At 68.9% G+C, this 16,476-nt stretch carries 14 protein-coding genes; 9 read left to right on the top strand and 5 right to left on the bottom strand.

The features are described from left to right. Positions 1-64 precede the first annotated feature (64 nt). Complete coding sequence (locus ACFWV3_RS25555) at positions 65-949, top strand: ROK family protein (protein WP_382414384.1); 885 nt, start codon at positions 65-67, stop codon at positions 947-949. Between the two features lie 47 nt (positions 950-996). On the opposite strand, the gene ACFWV3_RS25550 is transcribed toward ACFWV3_RS25555, so the two are convergent. The 5 genes from ACFWV3_RS25550 to ACFWV3_RS25530 all read right to left on the bottom strand — a co-directional run bounded on the left by ACFWV3_RS25550 (position 997) and on the right by ACFWV3_RS25530 (position 7,035). Next, on the bottom strand, positions 997-2,151 hold the full coding sequence (locus ACFWV3_RS25550; RefSeq protein WP_382414382.1) for an ROK family protein: 1,155 nt from the start codon (positions 2,149-2,151) through the stop codon (positions 997-999). Positions 2,152-2,242: 91 nt separating this feature from the next. Then, positions 2,243-3,742 (bottom strand): glycoside hydrolase family 36 protein, encoded by a 1,500-nt coding sequence (locus ACFWV3_RS25545; protein WP_382414380.1) that lies wholly within the window; start codon positions 3,740-3,742, stop codon positions 2,243-2,245. 32 nt (positions 3,743-3,774) lie between these two features. Further along, positions 3,775-5,115 (bottom strand): ABC transporter substrate-binding protein, encoded by a 1,341-nt coding sequence (locus tag ACFWV3_RS25540; RefSeq protein WP_382414378.1) that lies wholly within the window; start codon positions 5,113-5,115, stop codon positions 3,775-3,777. 28 nt (positions 5,116-5,143) lie between these two features. Next, positions 5,144-6,124 (bottom strand): carbohydrate ABC transporter permease, encoded by a 981-nt coding sequence (locus ACFWV3_RS25535; protein ID WP_382414376.1) that lies wholly within the window; start codon positions 6,122-6,124, stop codon positions 5,144-5,146. A gap of 11 nt (positions 6,125-6,135) precedes the next feature. Next, entirely contained in the window at positions 6,136-7,035 is a 900-nt protein-coding gene (locus ACFWV3_RS25530) for a carbohydrate ABC transporter permease (RefSeq protein ID WP_382414374.1), read from the bottom strand. A gap of 149 nt (positions 7,036-7,184) precedes the next feature. On the opposite strand from ACFWV3_RS25530, the gene ACFWV3_RS25525 reads away from it, so the two are divergent. From ACFWV3_RS25525 to ACFWV3_RS25490, 8 genes are all read left to right on the top strand, one after another. Beyond that, positions 7,185-9,149, top strand: a complete 1,965-nt coding sequence (locus ACFWV3_RS25525) for a DUF4832 domain-containing protein (protein WP_382414372.1) — start codon at positions 7,185-7,187, stop codon at positions 9,147-9,149. Between the two features lie 103 nt (positions 9,150-9,252). Continuing rightward, the gene (locus ACFWV3_RS25520) at positions 9,253-10,458 is read left to right on the top strand and encodes a Gfo/Idh/MocA family protein (protein ID WP_382414370.1); all 1,206 of its coding nucleotides are present in this window, start codon (positions 9,253-9,255) and stop codon (positions 10,456-10,458) included. Positions 10,459-11,025: 567 nt separating this feature from the next. Next, a complete protein-coding gene (locus ACFWV3_RS25515; protein ID WP_382414368.1) occupies positions 11,026-13,749 on the top strand; it encodes a hypothetical protein in 2,724 nt (907 codons plus the stop codon). Then, entirely contained in the window at positions 13,746-14,129 is a 384-nt protein-coding gene (locus ACFWV3_RS25510) for a TIR domain-containing protein (protein WP_382414366.1), read from the top strand. Before ACFWV3_RS25515 ends, ACFWV3_RS25510 begins: the two co-directional genes overlap by 4 nt. Then, complete coding sequence (locus ACFWV3_RS25505; protein ID WP_382414364.1) at positions 14,119-15,087, top strand: caspase domain-containing protein; 969 nt, start codon at positions 14,119-14,121, stop codon at positions 15,085-15,087. Before ACFWV3_RS25510 ends, ACFWV3_RS25505 begins: the two co-directional genes overlap by 11 nt. Continuing rightward, positions 15,087-15,560 (top strand): hypothetical protein, encoded by a 474-nt coding sequence (locus ACFWV3_RS25500; RefSeq protein ID WP_382414362.1) that lies wholly within the window; start codon positions 15,087-15,089, stop codon positions 15,558-15,560. Before ACFWV3_RS25505 ends, ACFWV3_RS25500 begins: the two co-directional genes overlap by 1 nt. Then, a complete protein-coding gene (locus ACFWV3_RS25495) occupies positions 15,557-16,204 on the top strand; it encodes a DUF6338 family protein (RefSeq protein WP_382414360.1) in 648 nt (215 codons plus the stop codon). Before ACFWV3_RS25500 ends, ACFWV3_RS25495 begins: the two co-directional genes overlap by 4 nt. Beyond that, positions 16,205-16,405, top strand: coding sequence for a hypothetical protein (locus tag ACFWV3_RS25490; RefSeq protein WP_382414358.1), 201 nt, complete (start codon positions 16,205-16,207; stop codon positions 16,403-16,405). The last annotated feature ends 71 nt before the right edge of the window (positions 16,406-16,476 follow it).

Below are 16,476 nucleotides of genomic sequence, written 5' to 3'. Positions count from 1 at the left end.
GACCCGTGCCCGAACCCCATGCTGGACACGCCTTTCGCGCCTCTTCGACCAGAACGGGGACACCGTGGCCGCACTCGGCGTGGACGTCGGCGGCACCGCCACCAAAGCGGTCCTGCTCGACGACGCGGGAACCGCCCTGGAGGTCCGGTCGCTCCCGACGCCCCAGCCGGGCGGCTCCGTCGTGGGCGAGGTCCTCGACGTGGTGGCCGGCCTGGCGCGGGAGCTGCCGGCCGGCCGCGTGGGCGTCGCGGTGCCCGGGATCGTGGACGAGCGGCGTGGTGTCGGGGTGTTCTCGGAGAACCTGGGCTGGCGTGACGTCCCCTTCGCGGAGCTGCTCGCCGAACGCCTCGGCCGGCCCGTCGCGTTCACCCACGACGTGCGCGCGGGTGCGGTGGCCGAGAACCGGCTCGGTGCCGGACGCGGCGCCCGCACGATGGTGTTCCTCCCCATCGGAACCGGCATCGCGTCCGCTCTCGTCAGCGATGGCCGGGTGCACGACGCCGACGGCTACGCGGGCGAGTTGGGACACGTCGACGTCGGCCACGGCGAGCCCTGCGTGTGCGGGCGCGCCGGATGTCTGGAGGCCATCGCCTCCGCGGCGGCCATCGCGCGCCGCTACACGGCGTCGACCGGCCGGGAGGTGCACGGCGCCGTCGACGTCGCCCGGCGGGTCGAGGCGGGCGAGCCGGAAGCGGTCGCCGTGTGGGACGAAGCCGTGGAGGCGCTGGCCCAGGCGTTGGCGTGGACCGCGGGTGTGCTGGCTCCCGAGGTGGTCGTGGTGGGCGGTGGTTTGTCCGGAGCGCAGGACCTCCTGCTGGAGCCGCTCGCCAAGAGCCTGTCGGAACGCCTGACGTTCCAACGGGAACCGAGGCTGGTGCCCGCCGCGCTCGGTGGGCTCGCGGGCTGCCACGGAGCGGCGCTCGCCGGAGCGAGCCGGGCGGAGCCGTGAGTCCGCAGCGCTTGAGTCCACAGTGGTTGAGTCCACAGGGGACGGTGTCAGGAGAACTGGGGCGCGACCGGCGCGGCGAGCTGGCTGCTGAGCAGGGTGTTGTCCACCTGGTCCAGCGCGAGTCGCAACGCCCCCAACGCGACACCTTCGTCGCGGAGGGTGGAGGCGCGCAGTTCCGGCACGCGCAGGCAGTGCTTCGCGAGCTCGCGGCGCAACGGGTCGAGCACCAGGTCGGCGGACCGGGAGAACCCGCCGCCGTAGACGACGATCTGCGGGTCGAGGGTGAGCACGAGCGCGGCGACCCCGACGGCGAGGTCGCGGATGTAGCGCTGGACGGCGGTCTTCGCCGCGCTGTCGCCCTCCCTCGCCGCCTGGAACACCCAGGCCGCGGCCTCCCCCGGCTTGGCGCCCGCGGGAACGTTGGGACAGGCCGCGAGGTGCTCCGGCGCATTGAGCCACCGCACGGCCTTGAGTGCGCCTATCTCCCCGGCCACGCCACCGTGACCGCGGCGCAGGGTGCCGTCGATGATGAGGCCCGCGCCGGTGCGCAGACCGGCGAGCAGGTACACGATGTCGTCGGCGTCCTGGGCGACGCCCTTCCAGCGTTCGGCGACCGCGGCGAGCTTGCAGTCGTTCTCCACCCTGATCGGGCAGGTGAACCGGGTGCGCAGGTGGGCGACGGGATCGGCCTCGCGCCACCCCGGCAGGGGGGTGGAGACGATGGTGCGCCCGTGCTCGTCGACCGGGCCGGTCACGCCCACGGTGATCGCCCAGAGGTCGGCGGGCGCCATGCCGGCCTCGCGCAGCACGTCGTCGATCGTCTCGTCCACCGCCGCGAGCCGCTCGGCGGGACCGGCGTGCGGGTCGGCCGGGCGGCGCAGGGACCCGACCAGGTTGCCCTCGAGGTCGCAGAGCATGACGAGGACCTTGTGCACGCCGATGTCGATGCCGAGCACGTGCCCGGCGTTCGCGCGGAACCGGTAGCGCCGGGCCGGGCGTCCCACCGTGCTGCTGGCCCCCGGTTCCTCGACCTCGGCCCAGCCGTCGGCCACGAGCTGCTGCACGAGCACGTCCGCCGCGGGCCGGGACAGGCCGGTCCGGCCCGCGAGCTCGGTGACGGTCGAGGGCGCGGTGCCGCGCAGGGCCCACAGGACGGAGAGCTGGTTCAGCTCCCTCATCCGCGCCAGGTCCGTTCCGCTCATCGCCATGCTGTGCCCCTCTGGAAAAGCGCGACCACCCGCGTAGCCACCACCGAATAATGCTACGCAGTTTACTAAATCCGGCCACGTGAGCTCAGCCGATCGGATACACCTGCTCCGCGCCGGGGTCGACCGCCGGGGTGAGGTCGACCTCGCGCCCGTCGAGCGCGAACCGGTAGCGGCCCAGCGTGCGGACGTCCGGCCGGTGGCCGAGGTAGCGGGTCATCGCCTCCAGCTCGTCGGGGCGCAACCAGCCGGGCGGGTCCGAGATCGCGCGGAAACCGCAGACGTCGGCCAGGTCGCGCAGCCAGCCCTGCTGCCGTTCGGTGAGCAGGTTCAGGCGGCTGCGGAAGTACACGACGTCCGGGTCGACCTCGAGCAACGGCTTGTGCCACAGGCGGTGCAGCGTGTTGACGACGGCGTTGCGGGCCAGCGCGTCGGACGGGTCCTGCGTGGCGTAGTGGTCCCACATCGGGGCGACGTCCGGGCCGCTGCGCAGCCCGTCGGCCAGGCCGAGCGAGGGCAGCAGGGGCGCGCCACTGGCCAGCAGGTAGGCGTCGTCCCCGGCGGCCTCCCGGATGGCGCGCAGGCCGGCGCGGTAGACCTCCTCGCGGTCCACGCCGGCGGACCGCGCCCCCGGCGTCGTGCCGGCCTGGAGGAAGTCGAGCTTGAGGTAGGTGAAACCCCACTCGTGGGTGACGCGGTGAATGGTCTCCCGCAGGTGGTCCAGCACGGAGTCCGAGGTCAGGTCCAGCGTCCAGTAGCCGGTCCCCCAGTTGTGGCCCGCGACGACCGGCGCTCCGTCCGCGTCGCGCAGCAGGAGCTCCGGCCGGGCGCGCGCGGTCCGCGAGTCCGGGTGGACGATGAACGGCGCGAGCCACAGGCCGGGCCGCAGCCCCGCGTCCGCGATCCGGTCCGCCAGTGCCCGCATCCCGGCGGGGAACTTGCGGTTGGCGTGCCAGTCCCCCACCTGCTCCTCCCAGCCGTCGTCGATCTGGGCGACGTCGAAGGGCAGGCCCCGCAACGAGCCGACGTCCTCGACGAGCTGGTCCTCGGTGATGTTCTCGTAGTAGGCGTACCAGCTGCACCACACGTTGCCGGCCCGTTTCGTGCTGCGCCCCAGCCGATCGCCGAGGTGCTCCGCGTAGGCGGCGAACACCTCGTCCTCGTCCCCGTGCGCGAGCAGCCACGGGCCTCCGCCGGTCTCGCACCAGCCGACGAGGGTGTCCCGGTCGGCGGCGAGCCGGGGCACGCCCAGGCCCAGGCCGCCGAGCAGCAGCACCTTCCCGTCCGGTCCCTCCAGCGCGGCGACCGCGGAGGAGTGGTGGCGGCCGGGGTCGTCCCACGTGGTGTCGTCCGCGGTGAGGCGGCGCTCCGCGTCGGCGATGCGCAGGGGGACGCCGGACAGGCGGCGCCACCCGCAGGGACTCCAGGAGTTGTGCCCGTGCCGGTAGAAGAGCGCGTCGCCGAGTCCGTGCAGCAGCGCGACCCGGCCGGGTGGCAGCAGCAGGCCGCCGGTGACGGGCCGCGGGGCGTCGCCGCCCTCCAGCTCGGCGGCGAACGTGCGGCCGCCGACGGTCAGGAACTGGGCCATGGGTGTCCTCGCGGGAGAAGGGGCACGAGCGGCTACTTGAAGAGCGCGTTGACCTTGTCGTTGGCGTCCTTGAGGGCCGCGCCGACCGGGGTGTCGCCGAGGATCGCGGACTGGATGGCGTCCTGGACGATCGGGTTCAGCTCGGTGCCGTGCTCGGTGACCGGCAGCAGGAAGGTGTCCTTCTTCGCGGCGGCGGTGAAGGCGTGCACGTCCCGGCCGGCGGCCTGGTGCGCGGCCTCGACCTTCTGGCTGGCGCTGGTGATCGCGGGGAACACGACGGCGCGCTGGGCGACGCGGTCCTGGCAGTCGGCGGAAGCCAGGAACTTGACCCACTTCCAGGCCTGTTCCGGGTGTTCGCCGCCGGCCCAGATGGAGTCGGACAGGCCGTTGATGGAGCTCTTGCGCCCCGACGGGCCGGCGGGCACGGGCGTGAAGGCGAGCTGCTGCTTCACCTTCTCGTCCATGAAGGTGAGGATCGTCCACGAGCCGGCGACCGTCATCGCGCCCTTGCCCGCGATGATCAGCTCGGAGTTGGCGACGCTGGACTGCTTGTCGAGGCGGGGCGCGTACCCCTTGTCGATCAGGCGCTTGAACCAGCCGATGGTCTCGGCGAGCTTGGGGTCGTCGTAGTTGTAGTGGGTGCCCCAGGGGTTCTTGTCGAGGTAGCTGAACCCGTTGGCGGCGGCGAAGACGGCCCAGCCGTTCTGCCCGTTGGCACCGTCGGCCCACTCGGGCAGGAACCCGTAGACCTGCACGCTGTTCTTGTCGAAGGCGGGGTCGAGACCGTTGCGGCCGTTGGCGTCCACGGTGGCCTTCGCGATCACCTGCTCGAACGTGCCGCCGTCGGCGGGGTTCCAGGTGAGGTTCTCCAGCTGCGCGGGGTCGACGCCCCGCTTGCCGAGGACGCCGGTGTTGACCACCAGCGCCATCGTGTCCCAGTCCTTCGGCAGCCCGTAGCGCTTGCCGTCCTTGACCCACACCTCGCTCAGACCCGGCTGGTAGACGGTCAGGTCCACGTTGTCGCGCTTGACGAAGGGGTCGATGTCCAGGAGCTGGTTCTGCGTGGCGAACTGCGGGTAGTAGGTGCTCTGGTTGGTCCACACGTCGGGCGCGTCACCGGAGGCGAGCTGGGTGGTGAGGTTCTGCCAGTACTGGGCCCAGGCCGTCTGCGTGATCTTGATTGTGACGTCCGGGTTCGCGGCGTGGAAGGCGTCCGCGCAGTCCTGGTAGGCCGGTAACTGCCGGTCGTCCCACAGCCAGTAGTCCAGCGTCGTCGCACCTCCGGCATCGTCACCGCCCGAGCAGGCGGCGAGGGGGGCGGTCAGGGCCAGGCTCAGCAGGAGGGCGCCGGCGCGCCGTCGTGTCGATCGCATGGGGGTTCGCCTCTCGGATCGGGCCGGCTCACTTGATGCCGGTGAAGTTGAGGGACTCGACCAGGCGGCGGCCGAGGAAGATCAGCAGGACGAGCACGGGCAGCACCGTGAGCGTCGAGCCGGCCATCAGCCCGGTCCAGTCGGGCTGCACGTTCGGGGACTGCTGCTGGAAGATGCCGAGCGCGACGGTCAGCACCCTGGTCTTCTCGTCACGGCCGGTCAGCAACGGCCACAGGAAGTCCTTCCACGACCACACCGCGGTGGTCAGCCCGATGGTGAGCAACGGGCCGCGGCTCATCGGCAGCACCACGCGCCAGAACATCCCCCAGCTGCCCACACCGTCCAATGTGGCCGCTTCCTCGATCTCACGCGGGAGCGAGAGGAAGAACTGGCGCAGGAAGAACACCGCGAACGGGGTCATGAGCACGCTCGGGGCGACCATGCCGGCGAACGTGTTCAGCCAGCCGAGGTTCTTCACCAGCACGAAGTTCGGCAGCAGGGTGAAGATCGGGGGCACCATGAGCGCGGCGACCAGCACCCCGAACACCAGGTCCCTGCCGGGGAAGCGCAGCCGCGCGAACGCGTAGCCGGCCATCGCGCAGCACAACGTCTGCAGCACGGTGATCAGTCCGCAGTAGACGAACGAGTTGAGCAGGTACCGCAGGAAGTCGACCTTCGCCCCGGAGCCGCCGGCCGCCCGCGCCTCCTGCTGGGTCGTCAGCCCGAGCACGCGCAGGAAGTTGATCGCCGTGGGGTGCTCCGGCAGCAGGCCCGCGGCGTCGGTGTAGAGGTCACCCGCGGGCGTGAGCGCCGTGCGCACCATCCAGTAGAACGGGAAGACCGTCGCCACCGCGGCCACGACCAGCAGGGCCCAGGCCGCGGCCCGGCCCCACGGGAACCGGTCCGACGACGTCCGGCCCGACGTGGTCCGGACGGGCGGGGTCCGGTTCGGCGAAGCCGGGGCGGGTGAGGTCGGAGCCGGCGGGATCCGGGTGCGGGCGGGAGTCATCGGCACTCTCCTCAGGCCAGGTCCGAGCGGGACGCGCGCAGGAGCCGCATCTGCACGGCGGTCAGCACCCCGAGCAGCAGGGCGAGCACCACGGCGATGGCGGAGGCGTAACCCATGCGGAAGTTCGTGAACGCCTGTTCGTAGATGTAGAAGTAGATGACCCTGGTGGCACCGACCGGACCGCCCTTGGTCGTCACGGCGATGGTGTCGAAGATCTGGAACGAGCCGATCAGGGAGACCACCAGCACCAGGGCCAGCACCGGGCGCAGCAGCGGCAGGGTGACGCGGGTGAACATCCGCCACTCGCCGGCGCCGTCCAAGGAGGCGCTTTCGTAGAGGTGCCGGGGGATCTGCAGCATGCCCGCGTAGAGCAGCAGGGCCGTGTAGCCGGCGTACGCCCAGGTGTTGATGCCCGCGACGGTCGGCATCGCCCACGTCGGCGAGGTGAGGAAACCCGTGGAGCCGAAGCCCAGCGCGGTCAGGGCGTGGTTGACGAACCCCAGGTTCGCGTCGAGCATCCACATCCAGAGCAGGCCCACCGTCACGTTGGGAACCAGCCAGGGCACCAGCAGCATCGCGCGCATCACCACCGACCTGGTCAGGCGGTGCATCAACGTGGCCAGGCCGAGGGCCAGGACGGTCTGCGACACGATGTTCAGCACGACGTAGTAGGCGGTGACCTTCAGCGCGTTCCAGAACTTGTCGTCGTGCACGAGGTCGCGGTAGTTCTCCGCGCCGACGAGGTTCGGTGCCGCCAACATGCCGTAGTCGGTGAGCGAGTAGTAGACGCCCAGCACCGTCGGGTACGCGTAGAAGAGCACGAAGCCCACCAGCACCGGCGCCAGGAACAGCCACGCCACCTTGCGGTCGTCGCGTCGCCGCGGCGGTGCAGCAGTCTTGCCGGCGCCCATGGACACGCCTCCGCATCGGGCCGTCGCGCCTCGCCTCTTGCCAGTGGGGCGCTGTTGCTACATATTGATGAGGAATAGTGAAACTTTGTCAATGCTCAAGCGGAACTATTTGGGACCCTGCACCTCTCCCCCTCCCTGGAGGTCGCGTCATGTCCACAGCCACGCCCAAGCGCCGCAGAGTGGTGGCCGCGTTGTGCGCCGCGGCTGTCGCCCTGCTCCCCGTCGCACTGCCCGGACCCACCCGGGCCGCGGACCTCTCGGCACAGGGCGTTCCCGACCGCCCCTCGCCCGGCCCGTCCCCCGATCCCTCCCTGCCCTCGCACACCCTCGCCACCGCGGACGCACCGCTGGACAACCCGCTCAAGGGGTTCGCGCGGTTCCTGCAGCCGGGCACCGACCCGAACGCCGGCTACCCGCTTTCCCTGACGTGGGCCTACTTCGGCCTGTCCGAGGTGATGACGGACGCGACGAACTGCGCCAGCTACAACTGGGGTGTCGTGGACAGCGCGCTCAACACGATCGCGGCGGCCGGCAACCACGCGGCGATCCGCCTCTACATGGAGTACCCCGGCGGCGGCACGGGCAGCCACCCCGGCAACGCGATCCCCCAGTGCTTCAACGGGCACGTGGCCATGCGGCACAACGCCTACTGGGACGTCACGAGCCCGGACTACGACAACCCGTACCTGGTGACCGGGCTCAAGAACTTCATCACCGCCTTCGCCGCGCGCTACGACGGCGACCCGCGGCTCGGCTACATCCACCTGGGACTGATCGGACTGTGGGGCGAGTGGCACACCTGGCCCTACGACACCGACACCTCCGGTGACACGTACCCCAACTACATGCCCACCAACGCGAACGCCGCGGACATCATCAACACCTACAACCGCGCGTTCACCCGCACCAGGCTCGAACTGCGCTACGCGGACAACGCGGGCGGCGCCGCCGACAGCCTGCCGGCGATCGGCTACCACGACGACTCGTTCTGCTTCCGCGAAGGCGGTCAGGGCGTGACGCTGCCGATGTCGATGGGCGGCGCGTCCTGGTCCCAGCTGCAGAAGGCGCTGGAACACGGCGTGGAGAACCGGTGGACCACGGCCTCGATGGGCGGCGAGGTCCGTCCCGAGATCCAGTCCGTCGCATTCGCGAACTGGCCGAACGGCTCCGGCGCGGTCGACAACATCAAGGCGTGCGTCGAGCTCGAGCACACCACGTGGAAGATCAACGAGCTCAGCCGGGACTACTCCCCCACCGACCCGAACGTGGCCGCGGCCGTCCGGTTGATGGGCTACAACCTCACCGTCCGCAACGCCTACTTCCACGGCACCGCGCAGGGCAGCACCAAGGTGGGCGTGCGGATCGACAACACCGGCGTGGCGCCGTTCTACTACCCGTGGACCGTCAGCCTCGGTCTGAAGGACGCGGCGGGCACCGTGGTCCGGTCGTGGACCACCTCCTGGGACCTGCGGCAGATCCAGCCCACCCGCATCCGCGCGTTCCCCGACTGGCAGGTGGGCGCGGACCCCACGTACCGGGACTTCGGCTACGCCAGGTACTTCGACACCTCGGTCGACCTCTCCGGCGTCGGCACGGGCAGCTACCGGCTGGTGATGAAGGTCAAGAACCCGTTGGAGACGATCAACGCCAACGCGAAGAAGCTCCGCTTCGCCAACGCCGGCCAGAACGCCGACGGATGGCTCGACCTCGGCGGGATGGCGGTCGGCGCCGGCACGACGTCGGGCTACGAGGCCGAGAGCACGGGCAACACCCTGTCCGGAGGCGCGGTCGTCAGCGCCTGCGGCGGGTGTTCCGGCGGGAGCAAGGTCGGTTACCTCGGCAACGGCGGCACCCTGACGTTCAACGACGTCGACGGCGGTGCCGGCGGCACGCGCACGGTGACGCTGCACTACGCCTCCCCGGAAGCCCGCAACGCCAGGATCCAGGCCAACGGCGGGACCGCCCAGACCGTCGGCTTTCCGTCCACTCCGGACTGGAGCACGACGAGGACCACGACCGTGTCGCTGTCCCTGCGCGCGGGGCGGGGGAACACCGTCACCCTCTCGAACCCGTCCGGCTGGGCACCGGACATCGACAAGATCACCGTGAGCTGACCGCGGTCCGCCCAGGCCTGTCCCGGAGGTTCGTCCGGTGGCAGGCCTGGGCCGTCCGGGCCGTCCTCCCACTCCACCACCAGCGCCGCGCGGAAGGCTTTCCATGAACACCACCCCCCATCGCGACCTCCGTCTCGGCGTCCTCGGCTACGGGCTCCGCGGGTCGATCGCCCGCCTCGCCCACCGCCCCGGCGCGGGCGGGCGGGTCGTCGCGGTCGCCGAGCACGACCCGGTCGCGCGGGCGGAAGCGGACGAGGCCTTCCCGGGCGCGCTGACCACCGCCGACCACACGCGGGTGATCGAGTCCCCCGACGTGGACGCCGTCGTGGTCCTCACCCCCGACCACACGCATGCCGATCTCGCGTGCCAGGCCCTCAAGGCGGGCAAGGCCGTCTTCGTCGAGAAGCCCCTCGACATCTCGATCGAGCGGTGCGACGAACTGCTGCGCACCGCCTACGAGACGGGCAGCCGCCTCTACGTCGGCCACAACATGCGGCACATGCCGGTGGTCCGCCTGATGCGCGACATCATCACGCGAGGCGAGATCGGCCAGGTCAAAACGGTGTGGGTGCGGCACTTCGTCGGTTCGGGCGGCGACTTCTACTTCAAGGACTGGCACGCAGAACGCCGGTACACCAACGGACTCCTGCTGCAGAAGGCCAGCCACGACCTCGATGTCCTGCACTGGCTCGCGAACGCCTACACGCGGCAGGTGCAGGCCTTCGGCGACCTGATGGTCTACGGCGACAACCCGGACCGGCGCCTGCCCGGCGAGCCCAAGCACGCCGACTGGCACGACGACCGCAACTGGCCGCCGAACTCCCAGCGCGGCCTGAACCCGGTCATCGACGTCGAGGACGTCTCCCTGGTGAACCTGAGGCTGGACAACGGAGTGCTGGCCGCCTACCAGCAGTGCCACTTCGCCCCGGACTACTGGCGCAACTACACCGTCATCGGCGACGCCGGCCGCCTGGAGAACTTCGGCGACGGCCCCGGTGCGGTGGTGAAGGTCTGGAACTCCCGCCGCCCGTCCCACAGCGACCAGGCCGATGCCGCGTACTCCGTGCCGGACGACGAGGACGACGACGGGCACGGTGGCGCGGACCCGCTCCTGGTGGCCGAGTTCCTGCGGTTCGCCAGGGACGGCGGACTCACCAACACCTCCCCCGTCGCGGCGCGCATGGCGGTCGCTGCCGGGGTCCGGGCTACGGAGTCGCTTCGGGCTGGGGGCGTGCCGCAGGAGGTGCCGGGGCTCGACGCGGAGCTGGTGTCCTATTTCGAGAACGGGCAGGTGGCGCCGCTGCGGTGAGGACGTCGTCGGCGGGCTTGATCAGGCCCGCCGACGACCGAGTGTATCGAGTCGGGCGTGCAGGGTGTCAGGCATGTGGTCCGGACGGATCCGCCTGCGCACGAGTCGAACCCGCCGTGGCGTAAACCGAGACCTCGAACATCCTGCGCAACTGCGGCCGCAAACACGATGGCGTCCGGTACGCCCACTCAAGGCGTCGCCCAGGTGCACAACCTGTCCCTGATGGCCTGAAAGACCACCGGCTACACAACGCCGCTGTCATCTGCCACCGCCAACACCCGGCACCGCATATTCCATTACGCAAAGAATTACCTGCGTTCGTCCATTGGAGTGAAGAGGCGACGAGATGGATAACGCCGCGCACTCCGACGATCGATTCCGGAACACACGGGCTAAGCGAACGCAACGCCAGCAGCAGGCCGGAGACGCGCAATGGAATATCCACGGGTTCTTCCGCGGGGAATGCTTGCGGTCGTCTTCATCGCACTTTTCTTGTCCGGCCCGCTGGTCTCACCTGGCGCTTCAGCCGCAGATCCACAAAGCGGTGACCGATGGCTCACTTCGCAGATGCTGGGATTGCGCGAGCTACACGGGTACTACCCGCTGACCAACCACGAAGTGCCTGCCACCGAGGTGATCCCGGGCAACGGCTTGTACTTCGACACCCTCAGACAAGGCAGCCTGATCACCGCGCACCTGCGCGGCTATGCGTCGTTGGACGGCTACTCAGATCTCGACCTGTGGCTGATCGAGACGACCAGCGCCGAGTTCTCCGGTGCGGGCCGCGGGGCCGTGCGGCCAGGCTTCGACGCACCCCTGAACACCTTTGCGCAGGAACCCGCCGAGAACGACCGGACGGCGCACACCGTGATCTTCGGACGTGGCCGGGTCAAGGCGAAGATCACGTTGACGACGAGCTCTGCCGCCGACATCGCCGCGACAACCATCCAGAGCGTCGCCAACCAACAGTTCGCGAAACTCACCGACTCCCCGAATCTCTCCGACCAAAAATCGGTGTCCACGAGAGCAGTGCAGATCCGCCTGTACATCGGCACGGTGCTGACCGTCTTCCTCCTACAGCTGGGGATATGGCTCGCGGTCTGCTTCAGCGATCGCGGCACTCGCGAACGCCTCCTTCGATTCGTACTCCGACGACACCCGCAGCCATGGGTCGGTCCCGCACGATTCGACGACATCTCCGGCGAATCGAAGAAACGAGCACGTGCGCACACGAGACGCGCTGTGATCCGAGGTGCCGTTTTCCTGGCCTTGTTCACCGCCACTTACCAGCTGACAAGTTTGCGACAGTTCCTCCTGTTCGCCGCGCTCGGCGTGGTCGTGTCGTTCGCCCAGCTCTTCACCACACGCCGCAGTTTCTCTGCGGTGCAGGGGATCCGGGCTTCGCTGGTCGTCGTGGTGACCAATGCGACCGGTATCGCGCTCGCGGGTACCGGGCTCCAGGCGATCCTGCTGACCGCGGTGACACCTCTGGCCGCGCCCGCCGACCTCACCTCGGAAGGCCTCGACAAGGCGACCCAGATCCTCTTCCTCATCGGCTTGGCGCTGCTGGCGCTCTCCGACATCCCCCACCGGCTCGCACGCCGTTTCGCCTCGCGCGACGCCAAGCGAAGACTCGCGGCAGACGGCCGTCAGGAGATCCTCCTGCTCCGGTCGTTCCTCGACGACAACCTGAAGATCAGGACACGCCGGACGGCCCGGCACACGCTGCTCGAGCGCCTGGCGTTGCGCCGCCGGGAGCGCGTGGAGGAACTGGTCGCCTGGAGCCTGTGGCGACAAGGTCCCGTGGTCGCGCTCGGAGAACCGGGGACGAAGCTGCCCCCGCTGGGCGCGGCCCGCACCTACCACGGCACCGACTGGCAACAGGCGGTGATGGACAAGATCCACTCCTGCCGGTTCGTGGTGTTCCTCGTCGGGCGCACACCGTCGCTGAAGTGGGAGATCTCGGCGGTGCGCCAGGCAGGAGCATTGCAGCGCGCGATCTTCGTGATTCCACCTGTTCCATTGAAGGAGACACGTGCCCGCTTGACGGTACTCGCCGGCGCACTGGGCATGACCGAGCTCGTTTTCCCACCGGTCGACCTCCGGCACAAGTTCGCACTCGTCCTCGGGTTCGACGGGGATGGCACCCCGCGTCTTCATGTCGCGAACACTCGAGATGACACATCGCTCCTGCTCGCACTGGAACACGCCACCAACGCGGTTCTCCCCGCCGCTCAAGCGCACCTGTCAGAGCCGTCTTCGGCGGCGGCAGCAGTTTCGCCGCGGTCGGTCGACTCGCTGTTGCGAATGTCCCCCACCCGCCGCGAAGCACGCGCCGCACGCTGGAGTCGCCGCTGGCAGACGTGGCCTTGGCTGACGAGCCTTGCGATCTCCTTCGTCACCAGCGCCCTGGTCGCGGTCGGACCTGCTACTCCTCCTCCGCCGCCGACACCGGGAACCCCTTTGTCCCAGAAACCGGTCAGCTCGATCGTGGCGATCGGCTCGGGAAGGTTCATCGGAGCCGACCGAGCGGCCAAACAGCTCGTCCTCTTCGAGCAGACACGGGCCTACCCGGCCCACACGATGACCGAGGTCCCCCAACTGCTGGCCGCGTCCGGCGATCTGGTCTTCGCGACGACGCTTCGGCCGTACAACCTCATTGCGCTGCGGGCCAACGGGTCCCGGTACGACGAAATCTGGCGTACCGCCCTGCCGTCGATCGCCTTCGGGCTTCAGGTGGTGGACGACCGCATCGCCGTGCTGACCCCGCGGACCGAGGAGGTTCGGGCGTTCGACGTCAGTACCGGAGCGAACGCGACCACGACGAAACTGAGCGGCGGGCCCCTCGCCCTTGCGGCCTACCGAGGTCAGCTACTGGTAGGCGGCACAACCAGCAGGACGATCACCTGGGTCGAGCCCCACTCCGGAGATCCAGGACGGACGTTGCAGCTGGCTCTGGGTCCCGATCACCTGCGGACAGTGGGTGACGCGCTGTTCGTCAGCAGCATCGAGGACTCCGCTCTCGTCAAGCTTTCCCTCGCGAACGACCAGGTCCTCGCGCGCGCCGAGATAAGCAGGTTCACCGGAGTGATGGCGATCGGCTCCCGCCACGTGCTCGCCGGGACCTACGACGAGGTTCCGAAACTGGTTCTGCTCGATGCGGTCGATCTGGGCCGGGTGTCCGTTGTGGACACTCCACGCCAGCTGACTGAAGCGACGTTCGCGGACTCGGCCTACTACGTCTCCCTGGGCGCTCCAGGAGTCATCACCCGCATACCGGAGGAACCGTGACACCGAGCCGACGGACGATCTTCATAGCCTTCGCCAAGGAGGACGAGAGCGCCCGCAACCTGTTCACCGGTCAGCGAATCAGCGCGCGGACACCGTTCGAGTTCGTCGACATGTCGGTCAAGGAGCCTTACGAGTCGCAATGGAAGGACAGAGTGCGGACACGCATTCGCCGCTCGTCGGGGGTGATCGCGCTGATCAGCCCGCACACACCACGTGCGACCGGGCAGCTCTGGGAGATGACGTGTGCGGTGGAGGAGGGCAAGCCACTCATGGGCATTTGGCTTCACGGCTCCTACCTGATCAAGCCACCCGAGATCGCATCAGCTCCGTGCCGCACCTGGTCGTGGAGTGCCGTGGCCGATTTCATCGATGGGCTCTGACATGAGACGCGCACTGTTGGTAGGCGTGAACGCCTATGACTTGTTCGACGATCTACGTGGTTGCGAGAACGACGCCTTGGCCATCGAGCCGCTGCTCGCCTTCAACGAAGACCGTTCCAGGAACCTGCGATGCCATTCGCTGACCGGAACCGTGACTCGGCCGCAGCTGCATGCGCGGCTGAAGGAGTTGCTGGCACCCGGCGCTGACTTCGCTCTCCTGTACTTCGCTGGTCACGGCACGCTGGAGACCAAGGACCTCGCACTGATGTCCAGCGACAGCACGCCTGACAACCTCGGCATCCGTTTCAGCGAGGTTCTCGCGATGATCGACGCTTCCGACATCCAAGAGGTCGTGGTCATCCTGGACTGCTGCTTCTCCGGTGCCGCGGGGACTGTGCCCGCCCTCAGCAAGACATCGGCACTCGTGCGCTCTGGCGTCTCCATCTTGACCGCGAGCCGCAGCGACCAGCTGTCGGAGGAGGTCGACGAGCGCGGAGTGTTCTCCACATACCTCCAGGGAGCACTGAACGGTGGAGCCGCGAACGTGCTCGGTCATGTGACAGCTGCCGGCTTGTACGCCTACCTCTGGGAGTGTTTCGACGGTTGGGGCCCGAACCCGACCTTCAAGACCAACGTGGACCGTCTGCACGTCCTGCGGAGGTGCGAACCGTCGATCAAGGTCGAAGTCCTGCGACAGCTGGCCGACTGGTTCCCCACTGCTGACTACGAGTTCCCGCTTGATCCGACGTACGAACCGGACAAGGAGAGGACCCAGCTGCCCCCGCATCCCGAGAACGAGGCCGTCTTCGCCCAGCTGCAGTCTTGCCGGGCGAACAAGCTCGTCGAGCCCGTGGCACCGCACCACCACATGTACTACGCCGCGATCCACAGCGGGAGTTGCCGACTCACCGCACTCGGCAAACACTACTGGTCGATGGCCACGCAGGATTTGTTGTGATGATCATCGGGGTGAGCGGGCACCAGCAGATGCCCGAGGTGGCTCGGGACCACGCGGAGCGCGCCATCCGTGCGCTCCTCGAGCTCCAGCACGATCAGGTGATCGGCATGTCGAGTCTGGCGGCGGGGACCGACCAGCTGTTCGCCGACGTGGTACTCGCCGCGGGTGGCGAGTTGCACGCGGTAATACCTGCCTTGGACTACGAGGACACCTTCACGAGCGCCGCACTCGACGACTACCACCGGTTGCTGGCGGCCGCCGGACAGGTGACCCGACTCGGCTTCGAGCACTCGAGCGGGACCGCTTACGACTCCGCAGGTCAGTTCATCGTTGCTCATTGCGACCTGCTGCTGGCCGTGTGGGACGGGCAACCCGCGCGAGGTCTGGGCGGCACGGCCGACGTGGTGGCGCACGCTCGGGAACTCGGGCGCGAGATGCTGGTCGTCTGGCCGTCAGGAGTGCGACGGACATGATCACGACGCTGCAAGGACTGGTCGTCGCGTTGCTGGCCTTGTTGCCGGGAGCGTCGTACACCTTCGCGTTCGAACGTGTCGCCGGCAGCTACGGGATCACGTTCTCAGACCGGCTGGTCCGCTTTCTCGTCTCCTCGGCGCTCATGCATGCAGCACTCGCCGGGCCCGAGTACCTGCTCTACCGCGACCTCGTCGTCGGCAAGCGTCTCGCGGACGGCACCGTCTCCTGGTGGGTGCCGGAGCTGCTCGCGTTGGGCTACGTGATCGTTCCCACCGTCGCGGGCAGTGTTCTCGGCTGGGGACACAAGCACCACAGGAAATGGGCGGTCCTGATCGTCGGTGAGACACCCGAGCCGCGGGCGTGGGACTACTTCTGGCGGCATGCCGAGCAGGCGCTGGTCCGGATCAGACTCAAATCCGGAACCTGGCTCGCGGGCTACTACGGCACCACCCCCGGTGGCCGCAGGTCCTACGCGTCCGGTCATCCAGAGGAAGGTGACCTCTACCTGGCTCTGGGGCTGCGGATCGACCCCGGATCGGGCGAGCTCACGCTGACCGACGGCAGACCCGAGCCGGTCGCCGGTGATCGCGGGCTCCTGGTCCGATGGCAAGAGATCGAGTATCTCGACGTGCAGGAGTACTAGATGACGGAAAAGAAGCGCACACCAGGCCCCGCGCGTCGCACACCTCGTCGCCCGGTGACACCGGCAAGCGAATCCGGCAAGCGCGGCGGCTACGCCGCACCGAAAAAGCCCTTTTCGCTCCCGCCGGCACCAGCGGGGCCGGCCCAGGGCGGCGAGCTCGCGAAGGATTCGAACGAAGGAAACGAGCCGACCACGAAATAGCAACGCAATACGACCAAATGGGTGAACATCAGCCCTCCGGTTAACAGCAGGACCGAAGCGACCCGATTAGC

Origin of the sequence: Lentzea sp. NPDC059081, from assembly GCF_042738015.1 — a bacterium.
Taxonomy (GTDB): Bacteria; Actinomycetota; Actinomycetes; order Mycobacteriales; family Pseudonocardiaceae; genus Lentzea.
This window is presented reverse-complemented; position numbering and strand designations above follow the sequence as displayed.